Raw genomic sequence first — 23353 nt, 5'->3', positions numbered from 1 at the left:
AGTAATGGCATCTTGACGCAAAAATAGGAAATTATTTCCGGAATATATGGACTAATATTTAGTTATACATTTACGAGCTTACGGTAAAGCTAAGTCATGTGAATCTTTACAGATTTATTTCGACTTTCGACTAAAGACTCCGATATTAAACTTGTAAATTGCTAGAATAGACACAATCTATATAAGTAGTACCTTGCCGTTTATCCACGACATTTATCCACGGTGCTATAAGGAGTTTTCACATGATGTTGGCAGATCCAAGCAAAAAATACCGTCGCATGTACCAACGTGTAGACTTACCAGACCGTCAATGGCCAAATAACGAAATCAATAAAGCGCCGATCTGGATGAGTACCGACCTTCGTGACGGTAACCAAGCGATCTTCGAGCCAATGAACATTGAACAAAAGTTCAAAATGTTCCAAATGCTTGTGAAAATTGGTTTCAAACACATTGAAATCGGCTTCCCTTCTGCATCACAAATCGACTTTGATTTCACCCGTCTGTTGATCGAAGGCGGTCATATTCCTGATGATGTGTACATCGAAGTTTTGGTTCAAGCACGTGATCATTTGATTCAACGTACATTTGAATCTTTACAAGGTGCAAAACGTGCCATCGTGCATATCTACAACTCAAACTCTCCAACCTTCCGCAATAAAGTGTTGAATGTTGATGTTGCTGGTGCAAAACAATTAGCGATTAATGCCGCAACGAAAGTCAAAGAATACGCTGCAAAACAGCCTGAAACTGAATTTGTATTCCAATACAGTCCAGAGTGTTTTACTGCAACAGAACTAGAAGTTGCTAAAGATGTCTGTGATGCGGTCACTGAAATTTGGGAAGCATCTCCAGAGAACAAAGTGATTTTAAACTTGCCTGCAACGGTTGAAGTTTCAGGTCCGAACGTCTATGCCGACCAAGTGGAATGGATGCACCGCAACATTCAACGCCGTGACGGTGTGATTATTTCTGTACACTGTCATAACGACCGTGGCTGTGGTATCGCCGCTTCTGAGTTGGCGATTATGGCTGGTGCTGACCGTGTCGAAGGTTGTGTGTTTGGTAATGGTGAACGTACAGGTAACGTGGACGTTGCAGCGATTGCATTGAACATGTATACCCAAGGTGTTGCGCCAAACTTAGATTTCTCAAACATTAACGAAATCATTTCAATCATTGAAGAATGCACAGGCTTGCCGGTACACCCTCGTCATCCGTATGCTGGTGATTTGGTCTTCACCGCGTTCTCTGGTTCACACCAAGATGCCATTAAAAAAGGTTTCGAGTTCCAAAAGAACGAAGAAATGTGGGATATGCCTTATTTGCCAATCGACCCGAAAGACTTGGGCCGCGACTATGATGCCGTGATTCGTGTCAACTCACAGTCTGGTAAAGGCGGTATTGCGTACTTGTTAGAATCAAATTACAACGTGGTGTTGCCTCGTCGTATTCAAATTGAGTTCTCGCAAATCGTACAGCAAAAAACAGATGAAGACGGTACTGAGATTTCTGCGCAAGCGATCTGGTCATTGTTTAAAGACACTTATGTGGCTGCCAAAGATACGCATTATGCGGCGAAAAACTACCGCTTACATGATGAAAATGGCAAACAAGTCATTGAGCTTGATGTCGAAGTGAACGGTGAGATCCAGCAATTGCGCGGTGAAGGCAACGGTCCAATCTCTGCCATCTTAAATGCCTTGCAGTTACCGATTGATGTCTTGAACTATGAAGAACGTAGCATCAGTTCAGGCGCGCATGCCAAAGCATTGGCATTAATTGAACTTCAAGTGAAAGGTACAGGTAAGTCTGCATTCGGTGCAGGTGTACATGATAATATCGTGACTGCATCGATTGAAGCGATTATTGCTAGCACGAACCGTTTAATTGAACAAGGTGTTTTAAGTACTGAACAAGTGATTGCTGCTGCAGTCTAATTCAATGCTTTAAATATCAAATAGCAATAAAATGACTTTAGAAGGATACCCTCAAGTGGTATCCTTTTATTATTCATACTAAAGATTTAAGGCGAATTATTCCTGTGTCTTTTCCAGCTGACTCAGTGGGCTTAGTTACCCCACAAAAGTTTATTTTTGAAGAGCCGTTAGAGCTCGAATGCGATCGCATACTCCCACGTTTTGAGCTCATGGTTGAAACTTATGGCGAACTGAATGCGGACAAATCCAATGCCATTTTGATTTGTCATGCTCTGTCAGGCCATCACCATGCAGCAGGTTATCATCATGAAGATGACCGTAAGCCGGGTTGGTGGGACGCATGTATTGGACCAGGCAAAGCCATTGATACGTCAAAATTCTTTGTCGTAGCACTAAATAATATTGGCGGCTGTAGCGGTTCTACTGGACCGACCTCTCCAAATCCTGAAAATGACAATCGTCCTTATGGTCCTGATTTCCCATTAGTGACTGTCCGTGACTGGGTCAAAACCCAAGCCATGTTGTCTGATCGTTTAGAAATTCAGCAGTGGTATGCGGTGATTGGCGGCTCTTTAGGGGGCATGCAAGCTCTACAATGGTCTGTGGACTATCCAGATCGTTTACAAAAGTGCGTGATTATTGCGAGTACACCAAAACTGTCTGCGCAAAACATTGCCTTTAACGAAGTGGCGCGTCAGTCGATTTTGTCTGACCCTGATTTCCATGATGGTCGCTATTTAGAAAATGATAGTTATCCTAAGCGAGGTTTGATCTTGGCCCGTATGGTCGGTCATATCACTTACCTCTCTGAAGAAGCCATGAAACAAAAATTTGGCCGTGACTTAAAGTCAGGTAAATTTATGTATGGCTTTGACGTCGAATTCCAAGTCGAAAGTTATTTGCGTTATCAAGGTGAGCAATTTAGCCGTAACTTTGATGCCAATACCTATTTGATCATGACCAAGGCTTTAGATTATTTCGATCCATCACGTGAATATGAGCAATCATTAAAAACCGCGATGTCTAAAACCAAGTGTCAATTTTTAGTTGTTTCGTTTACAACGGACTGGCGTTTTGCCCCTGCTCGTTCGCAAGAAATTGTAGATGCATTAATTAGCAATCATAAGCCTGTGAGCTATGTGGATATTGATGCTGAACAAGGCCATGACTCTTTCTTGTTCCCGATTCCGTTATATGTGAAAAGCTTACGTGCATTCCTAGGCGGTGTAAAACACCTGCAAGAAACACCGAAGGAGACCAACTAATGCGTATTGATCATCAACTGGCTGAACGTTGGATTAAACCAGATTCAAGCGTACTCGATTTAGGGTGTGGTGACGGTGAACTGCTTGCACATATGAGCAAAAAGCACAATATTCGTGCATATGGCTTAGAAATTGATCAAGAAAAGATTGCAATTGCAGTCAGTCGCGGGTTAAATATCATCCAACAGGACTTGAACTTAGGTTTAAGTCGCTTTGCCGACCAGTCTTTTGACTATGTGGTTATGGCACAAGCCTTGCAAGCTGTAGATGCACCAGACGTTCTCTTAAGAGACATGGTGCGTGTGGGGAAACAGGCTATTATTACCTTTCCAAACTTTGCACATTGGAAGACTCGTTCTTTCCTTGCATTAAAAGGAATGATGCCCGTTTCAGACGCGTTACCCTATATGTGGTATAACACGCCCAATATTCATTTATGTACTTTCCGTGATTTTGAAGCGCTGTGTGCTGAGAATAACATCCGGATTATTAACCGACTTGCCGTGAATGGGGATCAACAAGACAGTTTACTGAGTAAACGTCTCCCAAATCTATTTGGTGAAGTCGCAATTTATCGAGTGAGCGCTCTATGAAAAAATTATTATTAAGCACGACGCTACTGATTGGACTTTTTAGCATACAAGCCCATGCGGATTATGTTGCTCCATCATCTTCAGTTTCTAGCCAAGCTGCTCAATATTCAATTATGGATATTCACAGCTTAAGTAAAGCTGCTAAAGCAGGTCAGCCCGGTGCTCAGTTTTACTTAGGCACTAAATATCAACAAGGTAAAGACGTTGCCAAAGATGAACGTCAAGCTTTTGCATGGTATAAGGCTGCTGCTGATCAAGGTTTATCTGCAGCACAGCTTAATGTAGGTCGTATGCTTGCAGATGGCATTGGGACTAAAAAAGATGAAGCGCTTGCTCGTCAATATTTCGAAAAAGCAGCTAGCCGTGGTGATAACCGCGCAAGCTTTAACTTAGCCATGATGGAAGAGCAAAAGAAAAACTACATGGGTGCATACCAATGGTATGAGCTTTCTACCCGTGATGGCATGCTCGACAACAAAGTGATTAGCTTGTCTGAAGGTAAGAAAACGGCATTGGCAGCCAACTTAAGCCAAGACCAAATTCGTCAAGCACGTGACCGTGCAGACAAATGGATTCAAGCACAATAAGTTTTGAATCTTAAAAAGCACCTTCGGGTGCTTTTTTATTGCCTGTCAGCCACAGCATCTTGTTAAAATAGCCTCAAATCTTGTTTTATGGTGAATATTCACATGGCTTCAACTGATTGGTTATCTCAAGGCACTTTGGTGCTTGCAAGTAATAACAAAGGCAAAATTGCAGAATTTGAAAAAATGTTTGCCGAGCTTAATCTTCCTGTTGAAGTGATTCCACAAGGTCAGTTGAACATTGAAGATGCCATCGAAGACGGTCTAAGCTTTGTTGAAAATGCCATTATCAAAGCGCGTCACGCATCGAAAATTTCAGGCAAACCAGCCATTGCAGATGATTCTGGCATTTGCGTTCCTGTACTCGGTGGCGCACCAGGGATTTACTCTGCGCGCTATGCAGGTGAACATGGCAATGATGCCGCTAACAATGCCAAGTTGCTTGCTGACCTCAAACCGCTCCGTAAAGAGGGTGAAGCCATCGAAGGGATGTTTGTATGTGTCTTGGCTTTGGTCCAACATGCAGAAGACCCACTCCCACAAATTTTCCAAGGGATTTGGCGCGGTGAAGTGATGGAAGCAGCACGCGGTGAAAATGGCTTTGGCTATGACCCACTGTTTTGGCTGCCTGAACTAAACGTTTCTAGTGCTGAATTATCAAAAGAAGAAAAAAATAAAATCAGCCATCGTGGTCAGGCGATGAAATTATTTAAAGCAAGTTTGAAATAATTTGAATTGGAGTTAATCTTAATGCCAAAGATTAACTCCAATCCCTGAATAAAAATAGAATAATTATGGCACTTCAACCGATACAGATCATATGCAACGCTTGCCATCACACTTCAACTGAAATCCCAACACGCTCATTTCTTGGTTTTCAAAAAATAAGCTGCCCTCATTGCCATGCGCAACTAACCTACCCGCTCACCTCAGGCTTTCGTACCACTTACGTTATTTTTGCAGTGGTGATCGTGCTGTCGATCATGCTTAATCTGTCGCAAGGTCAGGTTGGATTTCCAGGCCTGATAGGTATCGCAATGATATACGCCCTCGTGCGTGATTGGCAGATTCGCAAACAGCTTAAGTAGTCACCCTTTGTGGGCATCTATAATTCACTTTTCATCTTAAAGCGAAAAAAGATGCAAAATTAACCCATAAAAACTGACGACGATGCAGCTCATAATCGTGCCTGAAGCAATATAACGTGCCGAAGTGCCTGTTCCTTGATAATGCGTTTCTAAAGCCACAATATTGGCTGCAGGGGGTAAGCAGAACAGCATGAACATCACCCCAATATATTTCTCGATCTGGGGAATCGGAAGAAAGGCATAACTCAAACTACAGATCACCGCGCCAACGGTGAGTTTCATCGCATAAATACGACTACTGTTCATCAGATCATGCCACTTTACCTTAGTTTGGCGCAGCCACATGCCTAAGACGCACATCCCTGTGAAACTCATTCCAATTTTTGCAGCCTGATAGAGCCAATCTAAGATCTGATGTTCTTCTAAATGTTGTAGTCCAACTATTCGACAGACACCTGCAATCATCAAGGCAAATACAGGCGGTGACATCGCCACTTTTTGAATCACGCTCGACCATGGGAGTTGGGCTGAACTGACGGCTGTCACGGCCCACATATTGCCAAAGATAGAGCCACCGACATACAGAGCCACCATCGCTGCACTAATTTCAGGGCCAAACAGTGCTAATGCAAAAGGAAAACCCAGCCAAGCTAAGTTCAAATAACTGACACACAAGGCACGTAAACTATCTTTTAACAGCCAGCGAAATAAATAAAACATCAGCACGGCAACACTAAAGCTAAAGAGCATGAGCGCTAAACTGCCTGCTTGATAGAACACCATGTTGTAGATGATCACGGCTGGAATAAAACAGCGTGCAAGTAAGCTAGAGAAAATCGATTTGAGCGATGCGGTTCCTGATAAAGATGCCAATCCGAGGCCACTTAAAAAACCCAATATCGGAAGAAGAAACGCCACTACACCACCCTCACTGCTCAATCCATGCATAGTAACACTGAACATAAGCTTCGCGGCTGTCTTTAAACTGCAACATCTTGGTCACTTCACTGTCATCTACAACTGCTGAAATGTTGTGCAGACCAACAAGAGGATAACAAGATGGCTGGACTATCGATTTGGCATGTACTGATTTTTGCAATTGTGGTGATTTTACTCTTTGGTACATCAAAACTAAAAAACTTGGGCAAAGATGTCGGCGGCGCGGTCAAAGATTTCAAAAAATCGATGCGTGATGAAGACGCAGCAAATACACAGCTTAATGAGCCTCGCACGCTAGAGCATGAAGCTCAAAATAAAACCAATTCCTCAGTTCAAAGCTAAGGGGTTGTCATAATGCTTAATATTGGTATTAGCGAATTACTGGTGTTCAGCATTATTGCGCTGATCGTACTCGGCCCAGAAAAACTGCCTGAAGGTATCCGCTTTGCAGGTAAATGGTACGGGAAAGTTAAACGACTGATCAGTAACGTGCAAACTGACATTGATCGTGAACTTCGCATGTCCGAACTTCGTGAAGAAATGCAAAAAGAAATGCAACGTATTCAACACCTCGAAGCGCGTATGCAGGCTCAGATGAATGAATTGCAACAAACGCAACACCCCATAGAACAGACTGCGCAAAAACAACAAGAAGCAGTCCTACCTGACAATAAAAATTTATCCCCACGTTATCAATACATCGAACGTGGTCAGAGCACGATCTTTGCCATGGTTACACCCCAAATGAAAATAAAGCACGAAATTAAAACAGATCAATCTGCTGCATTAAGCTCGACCGAAGCATTAGCAGAATATCAGGTGGCCGTATGACAGATCTTTCACTGAATAATTCACAGAACACTGTGCCTGATTTGGAAGAAATGCCGATCACCAAACATTTGGTGATTTTGCGTCGGCATTTGATCAAAATTACAGGGCTCATTTTGATTCTGTTCTTTTGTTTATTGCCCTTTGCCAATCAAAGCTATCAATTGATGTCAGAGCCTCTGCGTGCGCAGTTGCCGATGAACTCATCCATGATCGCAACGGATGTGACCGCCACCTTTATGGCGCCGTTTAAGCTAAATTTCTTTGTCGCGCTTATGCTCGCGATGCCTTTCGTGATTTATCAACTTTGGGCCTTCATCAAACCTGCACTGTATGAAAAAGAGCGGCATTTGGCGATGCCCTTATTATTCGGCAGTATCGTCCTCTTCTATGCCGGTATTGCCTTTGCCTATTGGGTTGCCCTGCCGTCCATCCTACATTTTTTTATGAGTGTTTCCCCTGAAACAGTCGCCCCTATGACTGACATCAATAGTTATTTAAGTTTCTGTTTAAAGCTATTTTTGGTGTTTGGGCTGACCTTTGAAATTCCCATCATCACGCTAATTTTGATTTTGATCGGGGTGGTGTCTACTCAAACCTTGGTGGAGAAGCGTCGTTTTATTATCGTCGGCTGTTTTTTTGTCGCCATGTTTGCCACGCCACCCGATGCGCTTTCGATGATCATGCTGGCCATTCCCATGTGGATGCTCTTTGAGCTGGGTTTGTTCTTTGGCAAGCTGATTGAAAAACGACGTACATCTGCAACTTAAACAAACTGATGTTTCGACAATTTTGGTGAGTTTTACACCTAAGAGGCTGAGATAGCCTCTTTTTTTATGCGCCCATTTAATGTTTTGCAATTTTCATGCAGCGAAATCTAAACGCCTATTTCATCAGTTTGCAACATTAGCTTCAAAGCATTGTCATATTTTATCGATAGTTTTATGTGATCAACTTTTACCCAGCACACCTTTGCCAGGATTTAAATTCATGACAAACATGCCATATAACGAAGATCAAGAACTTGATAACAACACTTCGGATAACCTTCATTTTCGTGACATTTTAGAACAGCGCATCAGCCGTCGTAGCTTGATTACCAAGACTGCGAGTGGTGCAGTCGCACTTGCATTGGCATCTTCATTAACGGGGTGTAATGATGACAATGACTCAGATTCAAATAGCAATACCAAACCACCAGTTACCGATCCAAATCAAAAACCGACCAAGTTCAATTTCACACCGGTGAAAAAAAATTTAGACGATATTGTGACTGTTCCTGAAGGCTATCAAGCGCATGTGCTATATGCGATGGGTGACTCGATTAACCCTGCATACCCAGCGTGGGATGATAACAATGTTCCTTCTGGCCCGAGCTTCCAATTCCGCTCTGGTGACTGCCATGACGGTATGAGCTTCTTTGGTTTAAATACCACCTCTGGACGTTATGATGCCAAACAGTCTGACCAAGGTTTGTTGGTGATGAACCATGAATACATCAATCCAACCTTCTTGCACCCGCAAGGCCCAACCAAAGTGGAAGGTCGTCGCCCTGAAGATGAAGTTATCCGTGAAGTCAATGCACACGGTGTTTCTGTCATTCAAATTGAAAAAGACAGCAAGACTCAAGCCGTTAAACTGGTACAAAACTCTCCATTTAACCGTCGTATTACCGCATCGACCATAATGGACTTTAAAGGCCCAGTTGCAGGCTCAAGCTTAGTTTGCACGAAATTTTCAACCAATGGCCAGCAAACCCGTGGTACACACAACAACTGCGGTAATGGCTATACCCCGTGGGGCACTTACCTGACGACAGAAGAAAACTTCATTGGTTACTTCGCTCGTGCAAAAGACGATGATGCCAAACGTAGTCCGGCTGAAATTGTGGCACTCAACCGTTATGGTCTAAAAGCGGGTGCAAACTCGCGCTATGGTTGGGAAACAGCGATTGGAAGTAATGAGTCTCAAGATTTATATGACCGTTGGTCGGCGAATGTTACCGGTACTCAGGCAGCAGAAGATTATCGTAATGGTCCAAACACCTTTGGTTGGATTGTCGAAATCGATCCATTTGACCGTCGTGAAAACCCCGTAAAACGTACAGCACTGGGTCGCTTTGCACATGAAGACTGCCGTGCAAGTCGCTTACGTGAAGATGACAACCTCGCATTTTACATGGGTGATGACTCACGCGGTGAATACATCTATAAATTTGTATCCGACCAAAAATGGAATAAAAAAGATGTCAACGGTGGCTATGCTGCAGGTGACAAATACATGAACAACGGTAAGTTATACGTTGCCAAATTTAACAATGACGGCAAAGGTCAATGGATTGAATTGAGCTATAACGTCAATGGTTTAAACCAAAGCAACAGCGTTTATCCGTTTAGCTCACAAGCAGATGTTCTGACCTTCGCACGTCTTGCCGCAGATGCTGTCGGTGCTACCAAAATGGACCGCCCTGAATGGGTCGCTGTGCATCCAGACAATGGTGAAGTCTATGTGACCCTCACCAATAACTCGAACCGTGGTACGACGCATGCACTAGATGCTGCCAACCCACGTAACTACACCGACCCTGAAGGTGGTAAAGGCAACGTCAACGGTCATATTATCCGTTTCCGTGAAGACGGTGATACAACCACAGCGCTCAGCTTTACTTGGGATATTTACCTGTTTGGTGCTGAAGCAAAAATGGCGAGCAACATTAACTTATCTGGTCTAAATGACAATAACGACTTGTCTTCACCCGATGGGATGTGGTTCGACCCACGTGGTGTGTTATGGATTCAAACCGATGACGGTGCTTATACCGATACCACCAACTGTATGATGCTTGCTGCACTTCCGGGTCAAGTCGGTGACGGCACGAAAGCCACGACCTCATCGGGTCAAGAAACCATTGTGGGGGCAAAATTGAATGACGAAAACTTACGTCGCTTCCTGACTGGACCTAAAGAATGTGAAATCACAGGTGTGACGATGACACCTGACTACAAAGCGATTTTTATCAATGTGCAACATCCCGGTGAAGATTCAGCATCCTATTCTGAACCGACCAGCCACTGGCCTGCATCACAAACCAATGCAGCAGCGACTTCACGTCCTCGCTCAGCGACCGTAGTCATCACCCGTAAAGATGGTGGTGTGATTGCTGGCGAAGCGATAGAACAAGCTCAGCCAACGCAAAAAACCGCATAAAACACCTTTAAAAAAAAAGCCGACGAATCGTCGGCTTTTTTTATACCTTTAAATGCACTTCTATCTGGGTGATCTGTCCTTGTTGCTCACCCTGTTGCTGTTTTTCCTGCCAATGCCACTGTGAATCCCGCATACATAATAAATTTGAACAGCGGGTGCCATACACCGGACTTTGAATAAAGGTTGAAGACAGCAAATGTTCCATTTCCGCCTGAATCCCAGTATTGGGTAGCAGCGCTGGAATGATTTTACGTTCATCTTCCAAAATATCCCACGCAGCGGCGTCTATGTCCGCCTGTGGTTGCTGGCTTTGTAGCATCGGCAAAAATTCTTGCGTGAAACGTTTGCGTAAATGTCGGGTCTTTTCCCAATGTTCAGTCATTAAACCATTAGATGTGACATACACCCCTTTGGCTAAGACTTGTGGCGCTTCACCGCGATTACTCATATAAACGGCTTGAGTGGCATCGCCAACGAATAAATTAAAGCCAGCATAATTACATTGGATTTGTTCCAGTGCTTGCGCAAACCGAATGGGCGTTTGCTCAGATTCTAAAAATTGCTGAATCAAAGCGCCACGTGAAGTGGGATATGTGGTCTGATCACGACCATCACGAAAATTGGTCACAATCGCCCAACGCCCTTGAGCGGTTATCCCCATCCATGTTCCACCAGACTGTAAGTCCTGCCCTGCAATAATCGGACTATCTACCCATTGCTTTAGGCCTGCCGTCGGTCGATGATAAAACTCATCACGATTCGAAATCAGGCAGAGTGGCATGTCATCCAAGACCTGCCAAGCAAAAGCCACAATGCACATATTCAACTCTCAATATCTTTACACATTGAATGTACAACATTTTTCAGCACATTCAGCTAAAATCTGTGCAAAACATAATGACAAGGAACAGCAATGCTGACATATCCAAATATCGACCCTGTGGCGATATCACTGGGGCCACTACAAGTTCACTGGTATGGTCTGATGTATTTATTGGCCTTTTTATTTGCATGGGGCTTGGCAACCTACCGTGCAAAACAACGTGACGGCTGGAACGCAGAAATGGTCTCAGACCTGATTTTCTACGGTGCATTGGGTGTCGTGATTGGTGGACGCTTTGGCTATGTCTTCTTTTATGGTTTCGATCAGTTCCTTGCCAACCCATTGTGGCTATTCCAAGTTTGGACAGGCGGTATGAGCTTCCATGGCGGTTTCCTTGGGGTCATGATTGCCATGTTACTGTGGTGCAAGAAATATAAAATGACTTGGTTCCAGACCCTCGACTTTATCGCACCCTGCGTTCCAACAGGCTTAATGTTTGGTCGTATTGGGAACTTTATTGGTGGCGAGCTATATGGTCGTGCAGTGACTGACCCAAATTTTGCTTTCGGCATGATCTTCCCGACCGATCCACTTCAGTTGGTGCGCCATCCGTCGCAGCTCTATCAAGCCCTCTGTGAAGGTTTAATTCTGTTTATCGTGCTGTGGTGGTTTAGTTCAAAACCTCGTCCACGTTATGCCGTTTCAGCCTTGTTCCTCATCGGATATGGTATCGCACGCTTCACCGTTGAATTCTTCCGTGAGCCGGACAATGGTCAACTGTTCATTGGATGGATGAGTAAAGGTCAATTCCTGACGGTTCCGATGATTCTGATTGGCCTATGGATGATGTGGTATGCCTACCAGAAAAAAATCTATGACTGGGGTCCACAAAAGAATCATTAATATTTTCTAAATATCTTTAAGCAAGCGAGGTCCAAGCCTCGCTTTTTTATGCGCTGAAATTTATTCCTTCATACGCATTTACTCCACATGAAGTGACTGAATTAGACAACTGATCTGTGCTAAAGTTTATTCAGCTTATTTTTAAACTATCGATCCATGCTTGAATTTTGGTTTAACCCCAGCGTTTCTGTACTTAAAAAAATCTTGTTTTTTATTGCGATGGCCGTACTGACCGGTGTTCTGTATTGGATGGAACCCCTAACACTTCAAGCCATTCTAATGTTCATGGGTACAGGCGTCATTTTCCTGATTTGTCGTTATTGCAAGATTCATTTTGCAGCAAAAAATCCAACAGGTTTGCTCTATCGTTTATTGACCTGGATACCGATTGCACTGCTGTTAGCATTGGTTTTTATCAACATGAATAAGGGTGAAATTTTGATTCCGGGTGCTCAAGGCATTGGCTTTATGGCTTTGGCGATCTGCCTACTCTCCCCGATTTCTCTACTGAATAAAAACGAGAAAACTTCACCCCAAGGTAAAATTTAAATGCTGACGTTTTGGTACTCTGAGCGCTGTAACCGACAAATCAAGCTCATCATTTGTATTAGTACCTGCGTGCTTATTTTTCTATGCGCTGAACAAAAACAACTAGATCCCCGCTTTGCGGGCATAAGTTTAGCCATTGGTTTGATGATTGATCTGCTTTATAAGCTCAGACAAGACAAACTAAAAACACTGTCTCAGTCATTAAAATGCGGTTTGGCTGGTTTGCCAATTTTATGTTTAGTGTGCTTAATTTATTTTCTACCCAATGAGCAACGCTGGATTTTAGCGCTGCAATGTGTGGGCTTTGCTGCAATTGGATTATTTATCGTCTCGATCTACAGTCAGCGTGCAAAAAGGTTTGAAGACTAACCTTTTTTCACTGAAGGATTATCAATCTGCTAAGCGATAATAGCTATATTTCACATTTGGAGTTCGATAGACCGCATAACCCGCTTGACGATAATCAGACACCCAATCCTTACCTGAATATGCTGCGATATGACCATAACGGCTACTTTGATTGCGGTCGATAATATAAATATCGCCTTTCTTTGGTCGATCAAACGCTAAATTAATTTTTTGATAACCAATTTTTTGTAATGTGCTGCCCCAGTCTGCTGCGGCAACGGGGTGACCGTTAAAACGTGCCCCTGCGGACTCAAGTGCTAGACGAACACTGCGGGCACATTTCTGAGTACTGCTTTGGCGGGTAATGCCTTGTAAAAATCCAGTCAAACGATCGATATCGATACGCTGACCATTTCGGGATACCACATTTTTAGTCGCTGCTTTTTGAGTGGTATTGGACTTGCCCGTATTTTTACTCGCCTGAGAACGAATTATGATATTTGCCTGAACTGGAGCATGCACTTCACTCAAGTTTACATTGTGATCATAAGCCATTCTTTAACCCACACTCCCGCCTATATTTAGGCATTCAAAAATTTTAACGAGGGTGATAGTACCGCGTAAATCATGTTTTTTCATGTAAAAAATGTAAGATTTCTTAAACAAATCTTCACATTTAAATACGACCGTCTATTTTTAATTCAAATATATTTATTTTTGATATCAAACTCTTAATCAAAAATAGCTGTTCAATATCACCTCTTCATAATGAGAAAAATCACGTTTATTTTTTAATCAAACTTATCTGTACTTTTTTCAACACTGCGAAAGAAGCATCTCTCAATATGTAAAAAATAGAGCTTCATTTTCTAAGCTCATGCTTGATTTAACAGACATATTGTCTCGTTAACACTTGATGTAGTTGTTATAAATAGACGTCTTCAGCTCAGGCAACTCAGCTCTTGTTGCCTGCAAAATTTGGTCATCACCCAATAAACACCGTATGTTTTGGATTTTTTAAACCTGACTATATTCAAGCGCCCATCACAGTTTCTTCCACACGCAAAACAAGCTAATATGTGCCACAAGAAATTTAGCAAATTATGAGAGAGACATGCGCCAGTATTTAGACCTTTTACAACACATTCTCGACAACGGCGGCGACAAGGGCGACCGTACGGGTACGGGAACACGTTCTGTATTTGGTCATCAAATGCGCTTCGATCTTTCTCAAGGTTTCCCTTTACTGACCACCAAGAAAGTTCATTTCCGCTCTATCGTGATTGAACTGTTGTGGTTCCTTAAAGGCGATACCAATGTTCAATATTTGCAAGACAATAAAGTGTCGATTTGGGATGAATGGTCTACAGCAGAACAAACTGCTCGTTTTGGTCGTCCTGCCGGTGAATTAGGTCCTGTTTATGGTCATCAATGGCGTAATTTCGGTGCAACCAAAAAAGCCGATGGCCTATATGAACAAGATGGTTTTGACCAAATTAAATGGTTAGTCAATGAAATCAAAACTAATCCTAACTCTCGTCGTCTAATCGTGTCGGGTTGGAACCCAAATGAGGCAGGTAATGTTGCATTGCCACCATGCCATACCTTATTCCAATTTTTTGTCCAAAACGGAAAATTATCCTGCCAATTATATCAACGTAGTGCTGACGTTTTTTTAGGTGTGCCGTTTAACATTGCCAGCTATGCCCTGTTAACACACATGATTGCGCAAGTTTGTGGTCTAGGTGTAGGTGACTTCGTTTGGACCGGTGGGGATACACATTTATATGCCAACCATTTCGAACAAGCGCAGTTGCAACTGACACGTGAACCAATGGGTCTGTGCCAATTAAAACTCAATCCTGAAATTACCGATCTTTTCGATTTTAAATTTGAAGATATTGAAATCGTAGGTTATGAATCACATCCTGCGATTAAAGCCCCTGTTGCGGTTTAATTTTTAGAAATTCCAAGTGAAAAGCAAAATCCCGCTTTACCTCAAGCGGGATTTTGCATTCTAATAGACGGCAAATAATTCGGCTATTTGAGTTCAAACTATGGCATTTCAAAATTTAGAAATCGTGCACGTTGTCGCTATGGATCAGCAGCGCTGCATTGGTAAAGGTAATGATTTGCCGTGGCATATTTCTGCCGATTTACAGCACTTTAAAGCCATCACCCAAGGTGGTGTGGTAGTTATGGGACGCAAAACCTTAGAGTCTATGGGACGTACCCTACCGAAGCGTGTCAATTGGGTCATTACACGAGATAGCAATTGGTCATTTGAAGGCACCAAAGTTGCATATAGTATCGACGAGGCGTTAACGCAAGCTGTTGCTGATGTCGCAAGTTCAGAAAAACCAACAAGTTTGTTTATTATTGGTGGTGGTGAAATTTTTAAGCAAACCATCGGCATCGCAGACCGTTTAGAACTCACGCATGTTGAACTCGATGTTCAAGGTGATGCGCATTATCCTGAAATTCCTGCGGACTTTCAAAAAGTGGCGTCAGAACAACATATCGACGACAAAACTGGGATTGCTTTTGAGTTCGCAACTTACCGAAAATAAAGAAAAATCTTAAGCTAAAAGAAAAATATGCAACAGAGTGACCAACAAGTAATGTTCAAAAAAATAGGGCGAAGTATTCTTCATGCTCTATTTAGTGTGTTTGTCCTCTGTTCTTCGATTTGGCTCTGTGCCGCCCTGTGGATACAGCAACCGGCAGGCTGGTTAAGCAGCCGCATTATCATTGGGATCTGGATTGCTTTCGCCCTGAGCATTTTAGGCATCTATATTACCCAACACTTTTTTAGCCGTCGTAAAGATGTCTTGATTTATATTGCGGGCTTTATCTGTGGTCTATTTTGGTATTTTGGCATGGAGGCACGCCAAGATCGTGAATGGAATCCTGAAGTAGCAGAAATTCTACATTATGAAAAGCAAGGCAATCTTGTCACCTTGCACAATGTGCGTAATTTCGACTGGCATGCCGATGGCAGCTATACCCCGCGTTGGGAAACCCGCCAATATGACCTGAGTCAAATCAATGGCGTCAACATCATTACCTCGTATTGGATGGGACCGCAAATTGCCCATACACTGGTCAGTTTTGATTTTGCTGACCGACCACCGCTGACGTTTTCGATTGAAATTCGCAAAGAGAAAAATGAAGAATTCTCTGCGATTGGTGGATTTTTCCGTAAATATGAACTGAGCCTCATTGCATCAGATGAAAAAGATATCATCTATACCCGCAGCAATACACGCGGAGAACAGGTCTATTTCTTCCCCGTAAACATGCCAAAATCTGAAATGCAGGCGCTGTTTATTGAATATCTACATAAGGCCGATGAACTGCGGACTCAACCTAAATGGTACAACACGCTCACTAGTAATTGTACAACACTGGTGTTTGATATGATTCAAGCGGTTTCCAAACATCAGCTTCCAACCGATTACCGCTTATTTGCATCGGGTTATTTGCCGAATTATTTGTATGACCTTCATGCCATAGACCAAAATTGGGATATGAAAACATGGTATCAAAAAGCCCATGTTAACCCTCGTGTCTCTCAAATCAAGCAACTGAGCAGTGAACAATATTCCAAATTAATTCGACAAGGTTTGCCGCATTCACATTCAAATCCAAGCGCCAATCAATTGTAATTCTTAAATAATGATACAAATATGGCTAGCTTATCTGTGCGATATTTGCTTAGATAGTTGAAATGCTTCCACGGGGAAATTCCGATGCTAAAACAAATATTTGTTGCTGCAACTTTGGTTTCAACTTTAGTGGTGACAGGCTGTGAAAGCATGCCTGCACAAGACAACACCATAACTGAAAATTTAAACCTATTACAGAATCGTACTTGGATTGCCACTCAGATTGGCAACACTCCAATCAAAACAGCACCCAATGCGCATAATATTCCAAGCATTCAATTCGATGCGGCTTCAAAACGTGTCTCAGGTGCAGACGGCTGTAATCGTATAATGGGTGGCTATAATGCTGGCAAAGACACCATAACGTTTGGCCCGATTGCTGCGACACAAATGGCTTGTCTCAATAACAATGGGCTAGAGCGACAATACCATGCAGCACTCGAAAAGGTAACGCATTATCAAGTTTTTGGAAAAACCTTGAAATTGCTAGACCGTCACGGCAATTTATTAATTCAATATGAAAGCGCTGTTCAACCGCGTTAAATCATTAAAAAAGTCTGCTTCGGCAGACTTTTTTATTCACTGTTCAGTCATGCCAGAGACATTTAATGCACATAAACTAGTGATTAGTATACAGACGTACATTGCAGTTTTTAGCTATAACCCCATATTAAACATCAGGGAACAAAATAGGATTTCACTATGCAACAAGCGGTATTTGGTGGTGGGTGCTTTTGGTGTGTAGAAGCAGTTTTTCTACAACTAAAGGGCGTGCAAACAGTCGTCAGTGGTTATGCAGGGGGAGTTACTCAGCATCCGAGCTATGAGCAAATTTGTGAGGGGAATACCCAACATGCAGAAGTCATTCAGATCAATTTTGATGACAGCCAAATCAGTTTTAGCCAATTGCTAGATGTATTTTTCGCAACTCACGATCCAACCACGCTGAACCGTCAAGGCAATGATGTCGGTACACAGTATCGCTCAGTGATTTTCTATCAGGACGAATCACAAAAGCAGCTTGCTGAACAACGTATTGAAGAATTAAAAGCTGAAGGCATCAATATCGTGACTGAACTGAGTCCAATGCCAACCTTCTACCCTGCCGAAGAATATCATCAAAACTTCTTTGCACGTAACCCAAACCAAGGTTATTGTAATTTTTCAATACCACCTAAACTCATGAAATTACGTAGCAAATTTCAAGACCTACTCAAATCTGAGTGATCTAATTAAACGGCATCTATTTTCAAAATAGAGACATAAAAAAAGCGACATTTCAGTCGCTTTTTTTAGTTATCTTTGCTCAGTGCTTAGTTATCACTGGCAAAGGCGATATCGCTGAGTCCGGCTCCACTCGCACGCGACATCACTTGTGCAACTGTGTCATAACGTGATTCTTTATCGGCTTTTAATACCAATGCAGGCTTACGTTCTTGCTGACCAGCTGTATTTAGACGACTTTCTAAATCTTCGAGCGTGACAATATCACCATTCCAAGCGATATCACCCGCTGAGTTAATGCTGATGGTTACGCTTTCAGTTGGCAGATCAATCACTTCTGCAGTCGTTTGTGGCAAGGTTAATGGAATTGATGGGTTGGCAACAGTCGCAGTCACCAAGAAGATGATCATCAATACCAACATAATATCGATGAGCGGAATGAGGTTCATCTCATTCATGCCAGCATCGTTGTCTTCACCCAATTGAAAAGCCATTAAGCTTGACCTCCAGCTAAACTTTGCTGTGCAGTTTTCACGTCTTCTTTCTTCGCTGCAGATTCTTGTTGCAACATAGTATCAATCAATAAACCATGCGCTTGATCTTGCAATTCATTCGACAGTGTACGGTTAAAACGAACACAAATGTTATAAGCCAATACCGCAGGAATCGCCACAGCCAAACCAAGACCGGTCATGATCAAGGCTTCACCGACTGGAGTTGCCACTTGCGCTAAACCCGCTTGACCGCTTTTACCCACTGCTACAAGGGCATGGAAAATACCCCATACTGTACCGAACAAACCTACGAACGGTGCAATTGAAGCAATCGTACCCAATACAGATACGCCTTTTTCAGCATTAGCTTTTTCTACCGAAATTTGACGTAGTAATGCTTGTTCAGCCACAGCCTTACGTTGTTCAAAAGCCAAAGGAGCAAATTTCGCTTTCAGTTTGCTTAGTGCATCTGCAAGGTGGTTATACGCCACTTGTTTGAGCTGACGTGTGCCCATAATACGAAGAACGAAGATCGTCCAAGTCGCAATCGACATTGCAAGTAACACGAAATACAGTGTTTTGCTGACTGCATCTGCATGTTGCCAATAAACTGAAAAGTTCATATTCGAACTCCTAATGGGTTAGCCGGAATCTTAATTAAGTTTAAAGTTGAATGGTTGATCAACCCGCGTCGGAGTTGCCACACCATTATCAATATATTTGGATAAACGTGCACGCTTCACTGCAGCAGTCACTTTACGGTTTACAGCAGCGCCACAAGTCGAGTTTTTAATCGTTGCTGATTCGACTTTACCTTCAGCACTTGCAGAAATCGCAACTTCAACTGTACACGACGCTTTTAATTCACCATCTTCAAATTGAACATTCGGTTTCTTAATCCAACTGACACCATTACCAATGCTCACAGTTTTAGGTGTCGGTGGCGCAGGTGGTGCTGGAGGCGCAGGTGGTGGTGCAACAGGTGCCGGAGGTGTTGGTTCAACACGAACGACTTTCGTTTCAGAAACCACAGTTGAAACAACAGGTGTTGGTGGTACGTTTTTGACCGCTTCAACAGTTGGTTTCGGCGCATCTTTCTTTTTCACCTGTTCCACTTTTTCCACTTTCTTCGGTGGAGGTGGTAAAGGCTTATCTACAATTTTAACTTCTTTTGGCTTTGGTGGCTCTTTCTTTGGTTCTGGTTTTGGCTTCGGAGGTTCTGGTTTTTTCTCTTCAACAATCTTCACAAAGCGAACTTTAATCGGATCTTTTTCGATCGGTTTAAGTTCTGGTGCTTTCATATTGCTGACCGCCCATAATACTCCCATATGCCCTACCACAACAGCGAGAAGCGCAGTAATGATTTTCTTTTTCATCGGGTTAGGTGATTGCATCATTGGAGCGGGAGATTGACTCATTAAACTCAGTTACCTTGAAGAAGCGATTGCATTTATTTTGTCAAAAATACAATCATGCTCATCGGTTAGCACAATTAAAGTACGGCAATAATAAATGAGAAGTGTTTTCATTTGCAACTATTAATTCGTCAGTTTTAATGACTTTTTTTAATCATAATATAAAAAAGGCATACCTAAAGTATGCCCTTTTATTCAAAAATTTATCTCGTTTTATTGAAATACAACAGTTTTATTACCATCGACAATAATACGATCTTCAAGATGCCATTTGACTGCACGTGCGAGTACATTACGCTCTACGTCCTGACCTAACTCACGCAATTGTTCAACGGTAAAGTCGTGACTGACACGCTCTACGTCTTGCTCAATAATCGGACCTTGGTCAAGATCAGCAGTCACATAGTGCGCTGTTGCACCAATCAGTTTCACGCCTTTTTCATGCGCTTGCTTATATGGGTTCGCACCAACAAAGGCTGGGAGGAATGAATGGTGAATGTTGATCACTTTCATTTCCCACTTTTGAACAAATTCTTCGTCTAAAATTTGCATATAACGAGCAAGAACCAATAAATCATTGCCTTGCATCAATTGATCAATTTGCTCATAAGCTTCACGTTTGTTTTCTTTGTTTACAGGAACAACTTCAAACGGAATACCGAAATTTTCTACAGATTCACGTAAAGCATCGTGGTTAGACACGACTTTGGTGATTTCACATGGCAAACCACCACGTGCATGACGCCACAACAGCTCAAGCAAAGCATGGTCAACTTTTGACACCAAGATACCGACTTTCTTCACATCACTGACTAAAGCTAAACGCCAGTGCATGTTGTAACGCTCAGCAACATTGCTTGCAAATGTTTGAGTTAGACTTTCTTTACGGCTTTGTAAATTGTCCAATTCAAACTCAACACGCATGAAGTATCGCCCCCCTTGAGCTTCAGTCGCGTATTGATCAAGTGCGGTAATATTTGCTCCCTGATGATACAAAAAGCTCGATACAGCTTGCACAATCCCTGGTTTATCTTCACAGGTAATGAGTAAGCGTGCTGTGTTAGCGGTCGACATATTCATGTTGGTTTATATCACTAATCAGTTAAATTGAAAAAAGAGCCGAGTATTCTAACGCTTTTTAAAGCCAGACTAAATAGTCTTATTCAGTAACCTGATGCTTTACGTTTGAAAGACTTGCAAATAAGTCCGACGGCCCTAAAGTTTCGAGCAGTCGCTCATAGGTTTCACGGCTTTCACCACGTAGATATGCGCCTTCTAAGAACACCATTTGTCGCAGTGCTTGCCACACCCACTTTTCTTCCAAAGTGTTGGAGTCAGTAATATGGCCCGACATATAAAGGAAGTTGGTCCAGTTGGTCAGCACGATCCACAAGTTAATGGTTAAGGCCTCAATTTCAGAATCGGTCATCTGCATTAAGCCTGCATCGACAAAAGCACGATAAATTTTCTGCCCTTGTTGCATAACTTGACCGGCAAAACGTGGATACATTTTGCGGAAATCTTCATTATTTTCGACCAAGTGATAAACATCACGATGTAAAAAGCGATAAGCCCATAATTGGCTACTTAACACTTGGAAATAGCGAATTTTATCATTGGCATCAAGCTGACGATCATCAGGAAGCGCTAACATTTCTAGCGTTTCATGCTGATATTGCTCCATTAATTCCTTAATAATTTCACTTTTATTTCGGAAATGGTAATACAAGTTACCTGGGCTCATTCCCAGTTCAGCAGCAATATGATTGGTTGTCACTGAACGCTCGCCACGCTCATTAAACAACTGCAAACTCAGCTGCAAAATACGTTCTTTCGTTTTTAAGGTTTTGGTGTGAGACATCCTAAAACAACCATTTATTTCAAAGCATTAGAACACTAACACATAAAGTAACTTGACTATTTAGAGTATTTGCTCTAAAAATTAATTAATCGCTAATTTGGATATGGTCGTGCGACATGAATAGTCAAACAAAAACAACTTCAATGACACCACATTCTTTTGATCACCAGCATCTCAACAATATGTTGGAACAGCAGAAACAAGCGTATTTACGTTACCCATTGCCTACAGCGAAGGAACGTATAGACCGTTTGGCTCGGCTTAAGCGTATCTTAGTTAAGTATCAAGATCAATTTGCTGATGCAATTAATCAAGACTATGGTAACCGTTCTATTGGTGAAACCAAGATTGGTGAGTTACTCACATGTCTTGAACACATTAAATATTATAGCAAGCATTTGACAGACTGGATGAAACCATCCAAACGCCATGTCGGAATTATTCACCAACCTGCAAAAGCATGGGTGCAATATCAACCACTTGGTGTCGTCGGCATTATTACGCCATGGAACTACCCACTGCTTCTTTCTATAGGCCCACTGATTTGTGCTTTGGCTGCGGGCAACCATGCCATGATCAAAATTTCGAGTGCCTCTGCGGTATTCGGTGATGTGCTCGAAAAAGCTCTCGCAGAAGCATTTCCTCAAGAATTGGTCGCAGTCGTCAATGGTGGTGGCCCAATTTCAGATGCTTTTAGTCACCTTGCCTTCGACAAAATGATTTTTACTGGCTCGACCAATGTCGGTAAAACTGTCATGGCGGCAGCGTCTGAAAACTTAGTTCCGGTGATTTTAGAATTAGGCGGAAAGTCACCTGTATTGGTTCATCCGTCTATTGACCTAGCAGATGTCGCACAGCGTCTTGCTGTTGGTAAACTTTGGAATGCAGGTCAAACTTGTGTTGCACCTGACTATGTGTTCTTACCTCGTGGTAAAACTGCTGAATTTTTAGATCACTATAAAGTGTGCGTTGAAGCTATGTACCCAAGTATTGCTCATAATCAGGACTACACCTCGATTATTAATGACAAGCAGTACAAGCGCCTACAAGGTTATTTAGAAGATGCACGTGATCAAGGCGCACAAATCATCAGTTTTAACCCACAAAATGAAAATGTGGACGCTGTACGTAAAATTGCACCGACTGTTTTAACGGGTGTCACTCCAGACATGCAAATTATGCAGCATGAAATCTTCGGTCCGATCCTTCCGATCATGGAATATGATCAAATTGACGAGGTTATTGCTTTTATTAATAGCCGTCCTCGTCCACTTGCTTTATACTATTTCGACTTTGATCAGGCACGTGCCGACTATGTCGCGACACGTACCCATTCAGGACATTTCGGACAAAACACGGTATTAACCCATGTGGCTCAAGATGACCTGCCTTTTGGCGGTGTGGGGGCTTCGGGTATGGGGAAATATCATGGTCCAGAAGGTTTCTTCAGTTTGTCGCATGAACGCTCGGTGATGTCGAATCCAAAACTCTATAGTTTGAAATTCATTCTTCCACCGTTCAATAAGCCGATCCACAAACTGATTTCGAAGACACTTCTTCGATAAACGATCAAGGCATGAACGATCACACTAGGTGATCGTTCGTTTTATGCAAAATCGCTTGT

At 42.5% G+C, this 23353-nt stretch carries 27 protein-coding genes; 19 read left to right on the top strand and 8 right to left on the bottom strand.

Annotation, left to right across the window (positions count from 1 at the left end; translation table 11 throughout):
* The first annotated feature begins 242 nt into the window (after nt 1-242).
* The 6 genes from leuA (at nt 243) to M5F03_RS09255 (ending at nt 5470) form a co-directional block, all read left to right on the top strand.
* Nucleotides 243-1940 carry a 2-isopropylmalate synthase gene (gene leuA, locus M5F03_RS09280; protein ID WP_111884051.1) on the top strand — a complete coding sequence of 566 codons (1698 nt, stop codon included), beginning with the start codon at nt 243-245 and terminating at the stop codon, nt 1938-1940.
* Between the two features lie 104 nt (nt 1941-2044).
* On the top strand, nt 2045-3205 hold the full coding sequence (metX, locus tag M5F03_RS09275) for a homoserine O-succinyltransferase MetX (RefSeq protein WP_078192713.1): 1161 nt from the start codon (nt 2045-2047) through the stop codon (nt 3203-3205).
* A complete protein-coding gene (gene metW, locus M5F03_RS09270; RefSeq protein ID WP_067763682.1) occupies nt 3205-3798 on the top strand; it encodes a methionine biosynthesis protein MetW in 594 nt (197 codons plus the stop codon). The genes metX and metW overlap by 1 nt, the downstream gene beginning before the upstream one ends.
* Nucleotides 3795-4385: a tetratricopeptide repeat protein gene (locus M5F03_RS09265; RefSeq protein ID WP_078189669.1), complete on the top strand. Its 591-nt coding sequence runs from the start codon at nt 3795-3797 to the stop codon at nt 4383-4385. Before metW ends, M5F03_RS09265 begins: the two co-directional genes overlap by 4 nt.
* A 102-nt stretch (nt 4386-4487) precedes the next feature.
* A complete protein-coding gene (gene rdgB / locus M5F03_RS09260; protein WP_078192870.1) occupies nt 4488-5111 on the top strand; it encodes an RdgB/HAM1 family non-canonical purine NTP pyrophosphatase in 624 nt (207 codons plus the stop codon).
* A 65-nt stretch (nt 5112-5176) separates the two neighbouring features.
* On the top strand, nt 5177-5470 hold the full coding sequence (locus M5F03_RS09255; protein WP_078192714.1) for a hypothetical protein: 294 nt from the start codon (nt 5177-5179) through the stop codon (nt 5468-5470).
* 36 nt (nt 5471-5506) lie between these two features.
* On the opposite strand, the gene M5F03_RS09250 is transcribed toward M5F03_RS09255, so the two are convergent.
* A complete protein-coding gene (locus M5F03_RS09250) occupies nt 5507-6388 on the bottom strand; it encodes an AEC family transporter (RefSeq protein ID WP_249708212.1) in 882 nt (293 codons plus the stop codon).
* Nucleotides 6389-6529: 141 nt separating this feature from the next.
* On the opposite strand from M5F03_RS09250, the gene tatA reads away from it, so the two are divergent.
* The 4 genes from tatA (at nt 6530) to M5F03_RS09230 (ending at nt 10444) form a co-directional block, all read left to right on the top strand.
* Nucleotides 6530-6751, top strand: a complete 222-nt coding sequence (gene tatA, locus M5F03_RS09245) for a Sec-independent protein translocase subunit TatA (RefSeq protein WP_078189673.1) — start codon at nt 6530-6532, stop codon at nt 6749-6751.
* A gap of 12 nt (nt 6752-6763) precedes the next feature.
* Nucleotides 6764-7240 (top strand): Sec-independent protein translocase protein TatB, encoded by a 477-nt coding sequence (gene tatB / locus M5F03_RS16675; RefSeq protein ID WP_308199815.1) that lies wholly within the window; start codon nt 6764-6766, stop codon nt 7238-7240.
* Complete coding sequence (gene tatC, locus M5F03_RS09235; protein ID WP_111884054.1) at nt 7237-8007, top strand: twin-arginine translocase subunit TatC; 771 nt, start codon at nt 7237-7239, stop codon at nt 8005-8007. Before tatB ends, tatC begins: the two co-directional genes overlap by 4 nt.
* A 220-nt stretch (nt 8008-8227) precedes the next feature.
* On the top strand, nt 8228-10444 hold the full coding sequence (locus M5F03_RS09230; protein ID WP_249708125.1) for a PhoX family protein: 2217 nt from the start codon (nt 8228-8230) through the stop codon (nt 10442-10444).
* Nucleotides 10445-10484: 40 nt separating this feature from the next.
* Here the strand turns inward: M5F03_RS09230 and M5F03_RS09225 are convergent, their stop codons facing one another.
* Nucleotides 10485-11264 carry an NRDE family protein gene (locus M5F03_RS09225; RefSeq protein WP_249708124.1) on the bottom strand — a complete coding sequence of 260 codons (780 nt, stop codon included), beginning with the start codon at nt 11262-11264 and terminating at the stop codon, nt 10485-10487.
* A 93-nt stretch (nt 11265-11357) separates the two neighbouring features.
* Here M5F03_RS09225 and lgt point away from each other — a divergent pair, with 93 nt between their 5' ends.
* The 3 genes from lgt (at nt 11358) to M5F03_RS09210 (ending at nt 13088) form a co-directional block, all read left to right on the top strand.
* Nucleotides 11358-12170, top strand: coding sequence for a prolipoprotein diacylglyceryl transferase (lgt, locus tag M5F03_RS09220; protein ID WP_078189677.1), 813 nt, complete (start codon nt 11358-11360; stop codon nt 12168-12170).
* 156 nt (nt 12171-12326) lie between these two features.
* The gene (locus tag M5F03_RS09215; protein ID WP_078192718.1) at nt 12327-12719 is read left to right on the top strand and encodes a hypothetical protein; all 393 of its coding nucleotides are present in this window, start codon (nt 12327-12329) and stop codon (nt 12717-12719) included.
* Nucleotides 12720-13088, top strand: coding sequence for a hypothetical protein (locus M5F03_RS09210; protein ID WP_078192719.1), 369 nt, complete (start codon nt 12720-12722; stop codon nt 13086-13088).
* A gap of 21 nt (nt 13089-13109) precedes the next feature.
* Here M5F03_RS09210 and M5F03_RS09205 read toward each other — a convergent pair whose 3' ends face one another.
* A complete protein-coding gene (locus tag M5F03_RS09205) occupies nt 13110-13622 on the bottom strand; it encodes a peptidoglycan amidohydrolase family protein (RefSeq protein WP_078189680.1) in 513 nt (170 codons plus the stop codon).
* Nucleotides 13623-14181: 559 nt separating this feature from the next.
* Here M5F03_RS09205 and thyA point away from each other — a divergent pair.
* The 5 genes from thyA (at nt 14182) to msrA (ending at nt 17962) form a co-directional block, all read left to right on the top strand.
* Nucleotides 14182-15024: a thymidylate synthase gene (gene thyA / locus M5F03_RS09200; RefSeq protein ID WP_078189681.1), complete on the top strand. Its 843-nt coding sequence runs from the start codon at nt 14182-14184 to the stop codon at nt 15022-15024.
* 100 nt (nt 15025-15124) lie between these two features.
* On the top strand, nt 15125-15637 hold the full coding sequence (locus M5F03_RS09195) for a dihydrofolate reductase (protein WP_168377882.1): 513 nt from the start codon (nt 15125-15127) through the stop codon (nt 15635-15637).
* 27 nt (nt 15638-15664) lie between these two features.
* Nucleotides 15665-16735 carry an Lnb N-terminal periplasmic domain-containing protein gene (locus tag M5F03_RS09190; RefSeq protein WP_249708123.1) on the top strand — a complete coding sequence of 357 codons (1071 nt, stop codon included), beginning with the start codon at nt 15665-15667 and terminating at the stop codon, nt 16733-16735.
* An 84-nt stretch (nt 16736-16819) separates the two neighbouring features.
* Complete coding sequence (locus tag M5F03_RS09185) at nt 16820-17278, top strand: META domain-containing protein (protein ID WP_111884063.1); 459 nt, start codon at nt 16820-16822, stop codon at nt 17276-17278.
* 159 nt (nt 17279-17437) lie between these two features.
* Nucleotides 17438-17962, top strand: coding sequence for a peptide-methionine (S)-S-oxide reductase MsrA (msrA, locus tag M5F03_RS09180; protein ID WP_180024449.1), 525 nt, complete (start codon nt 17438-17440; stop codon nt 17960-17962).
* Nucleotides 17963-18048: 86 nt separating this feature from the next.
* Here msrA and M5F03_RS09175 read toward each other — a convergent pair whose 3' ends face one another.
* The 5 genes from M5F03_RS09175 to M5F03_RS09155 form a co-directional block, all read right to left on the bottom strand.
* Entirely contained in the window at nt 18049-18453 is a 405-nt protein-coding gene (locus M5F03_RS09175) for an ExbD/TolR family protein (protein WP_078192724.1), read from the bottom strand.
* Nucleotides 18453-19076 carry a MotA/TolQ/ExbB proton channel family protein gene (locus tag M5F03_RS09170; RefSeq protein ID WP_078192725.1) on the bottom strand — a complete coding sequence of 208 codons (624 nt, stop codon included), beginning with the start codon at nt 19074-19076 and terminating at the stop codon, nt 18453-18455. The genes M5F03_RS09175 and M5F03_RS09170 overlap by 1 nt, the downstream gene beginning before the upstream one ends.
* Before the next feature lie 30 nt (nt 19077-19106).
* Nucleotides 19107-19871: a TonB family protein gene (locus tag M5F03_RS09165; protein WP_249708121.1), complete on the bottom strand. Its 765-nt coding sequence runs from the start codon at nt 19869-19871 to the stop codon at nt 19107-19109.
* 210 nt (nt 19872-20081) lie between these two features.
* Nucleotides 20082-20948 (bottom strand): formyltetrahydrofolate deformylase, encoded by an 867-nt coding sequence (gene purU, locus M5F03_RS09160; protein WP_078192727.1) that lies wholly within the window; start codon nt 20946-20948, stop codon nt 20082-20084.
* Between the two features lie 79 nt (nt 20949-21027).
* Nucleotides 21028-21729 (bottom strand): TetR/AcrR family transcriptional regulator, encoded by a 702-nt coding sequence (locus tag M5F03_RS09155; protein WP_078192728.1) that lies wholly within the window; start codon nt 21727-21729, stop codon nt 21028-21030.
* Between the two features lie 116 nt (nt 21730-21845).
* On the opposite strand from M5F03_RS09155, the gene M5F03_RS09150 reads away from it, so the two are divergent.
* Nucleotides 21846-23294, top strand: coding sequence for a coniferyl aldehyde dehydrogenase (locus M5F03_RS09150; RefSeq protein WP_078192729.1), 1449 nt, complete (start codon nt 21846-21848; stop codon nt 23292-23294).
* Nucleotides 23295-23353 lie beyond the last annotated feature (59 nt).

The sequence above is a fragment of the Acinetobacter amyesii genome (assembly GCF_023499985.1).
Classification (GTDB): Bacteria; Pseudomonadota; Gammaproteobacteria; order Pseudomonadales; family Moraxellaceae; genus Acinetobacter; species Acinetobacter amyesii.
Note: the sequence above shows the minus strand (reverse complement) of the source record. Positions and strands in the feature narration are given on the sequence as shown.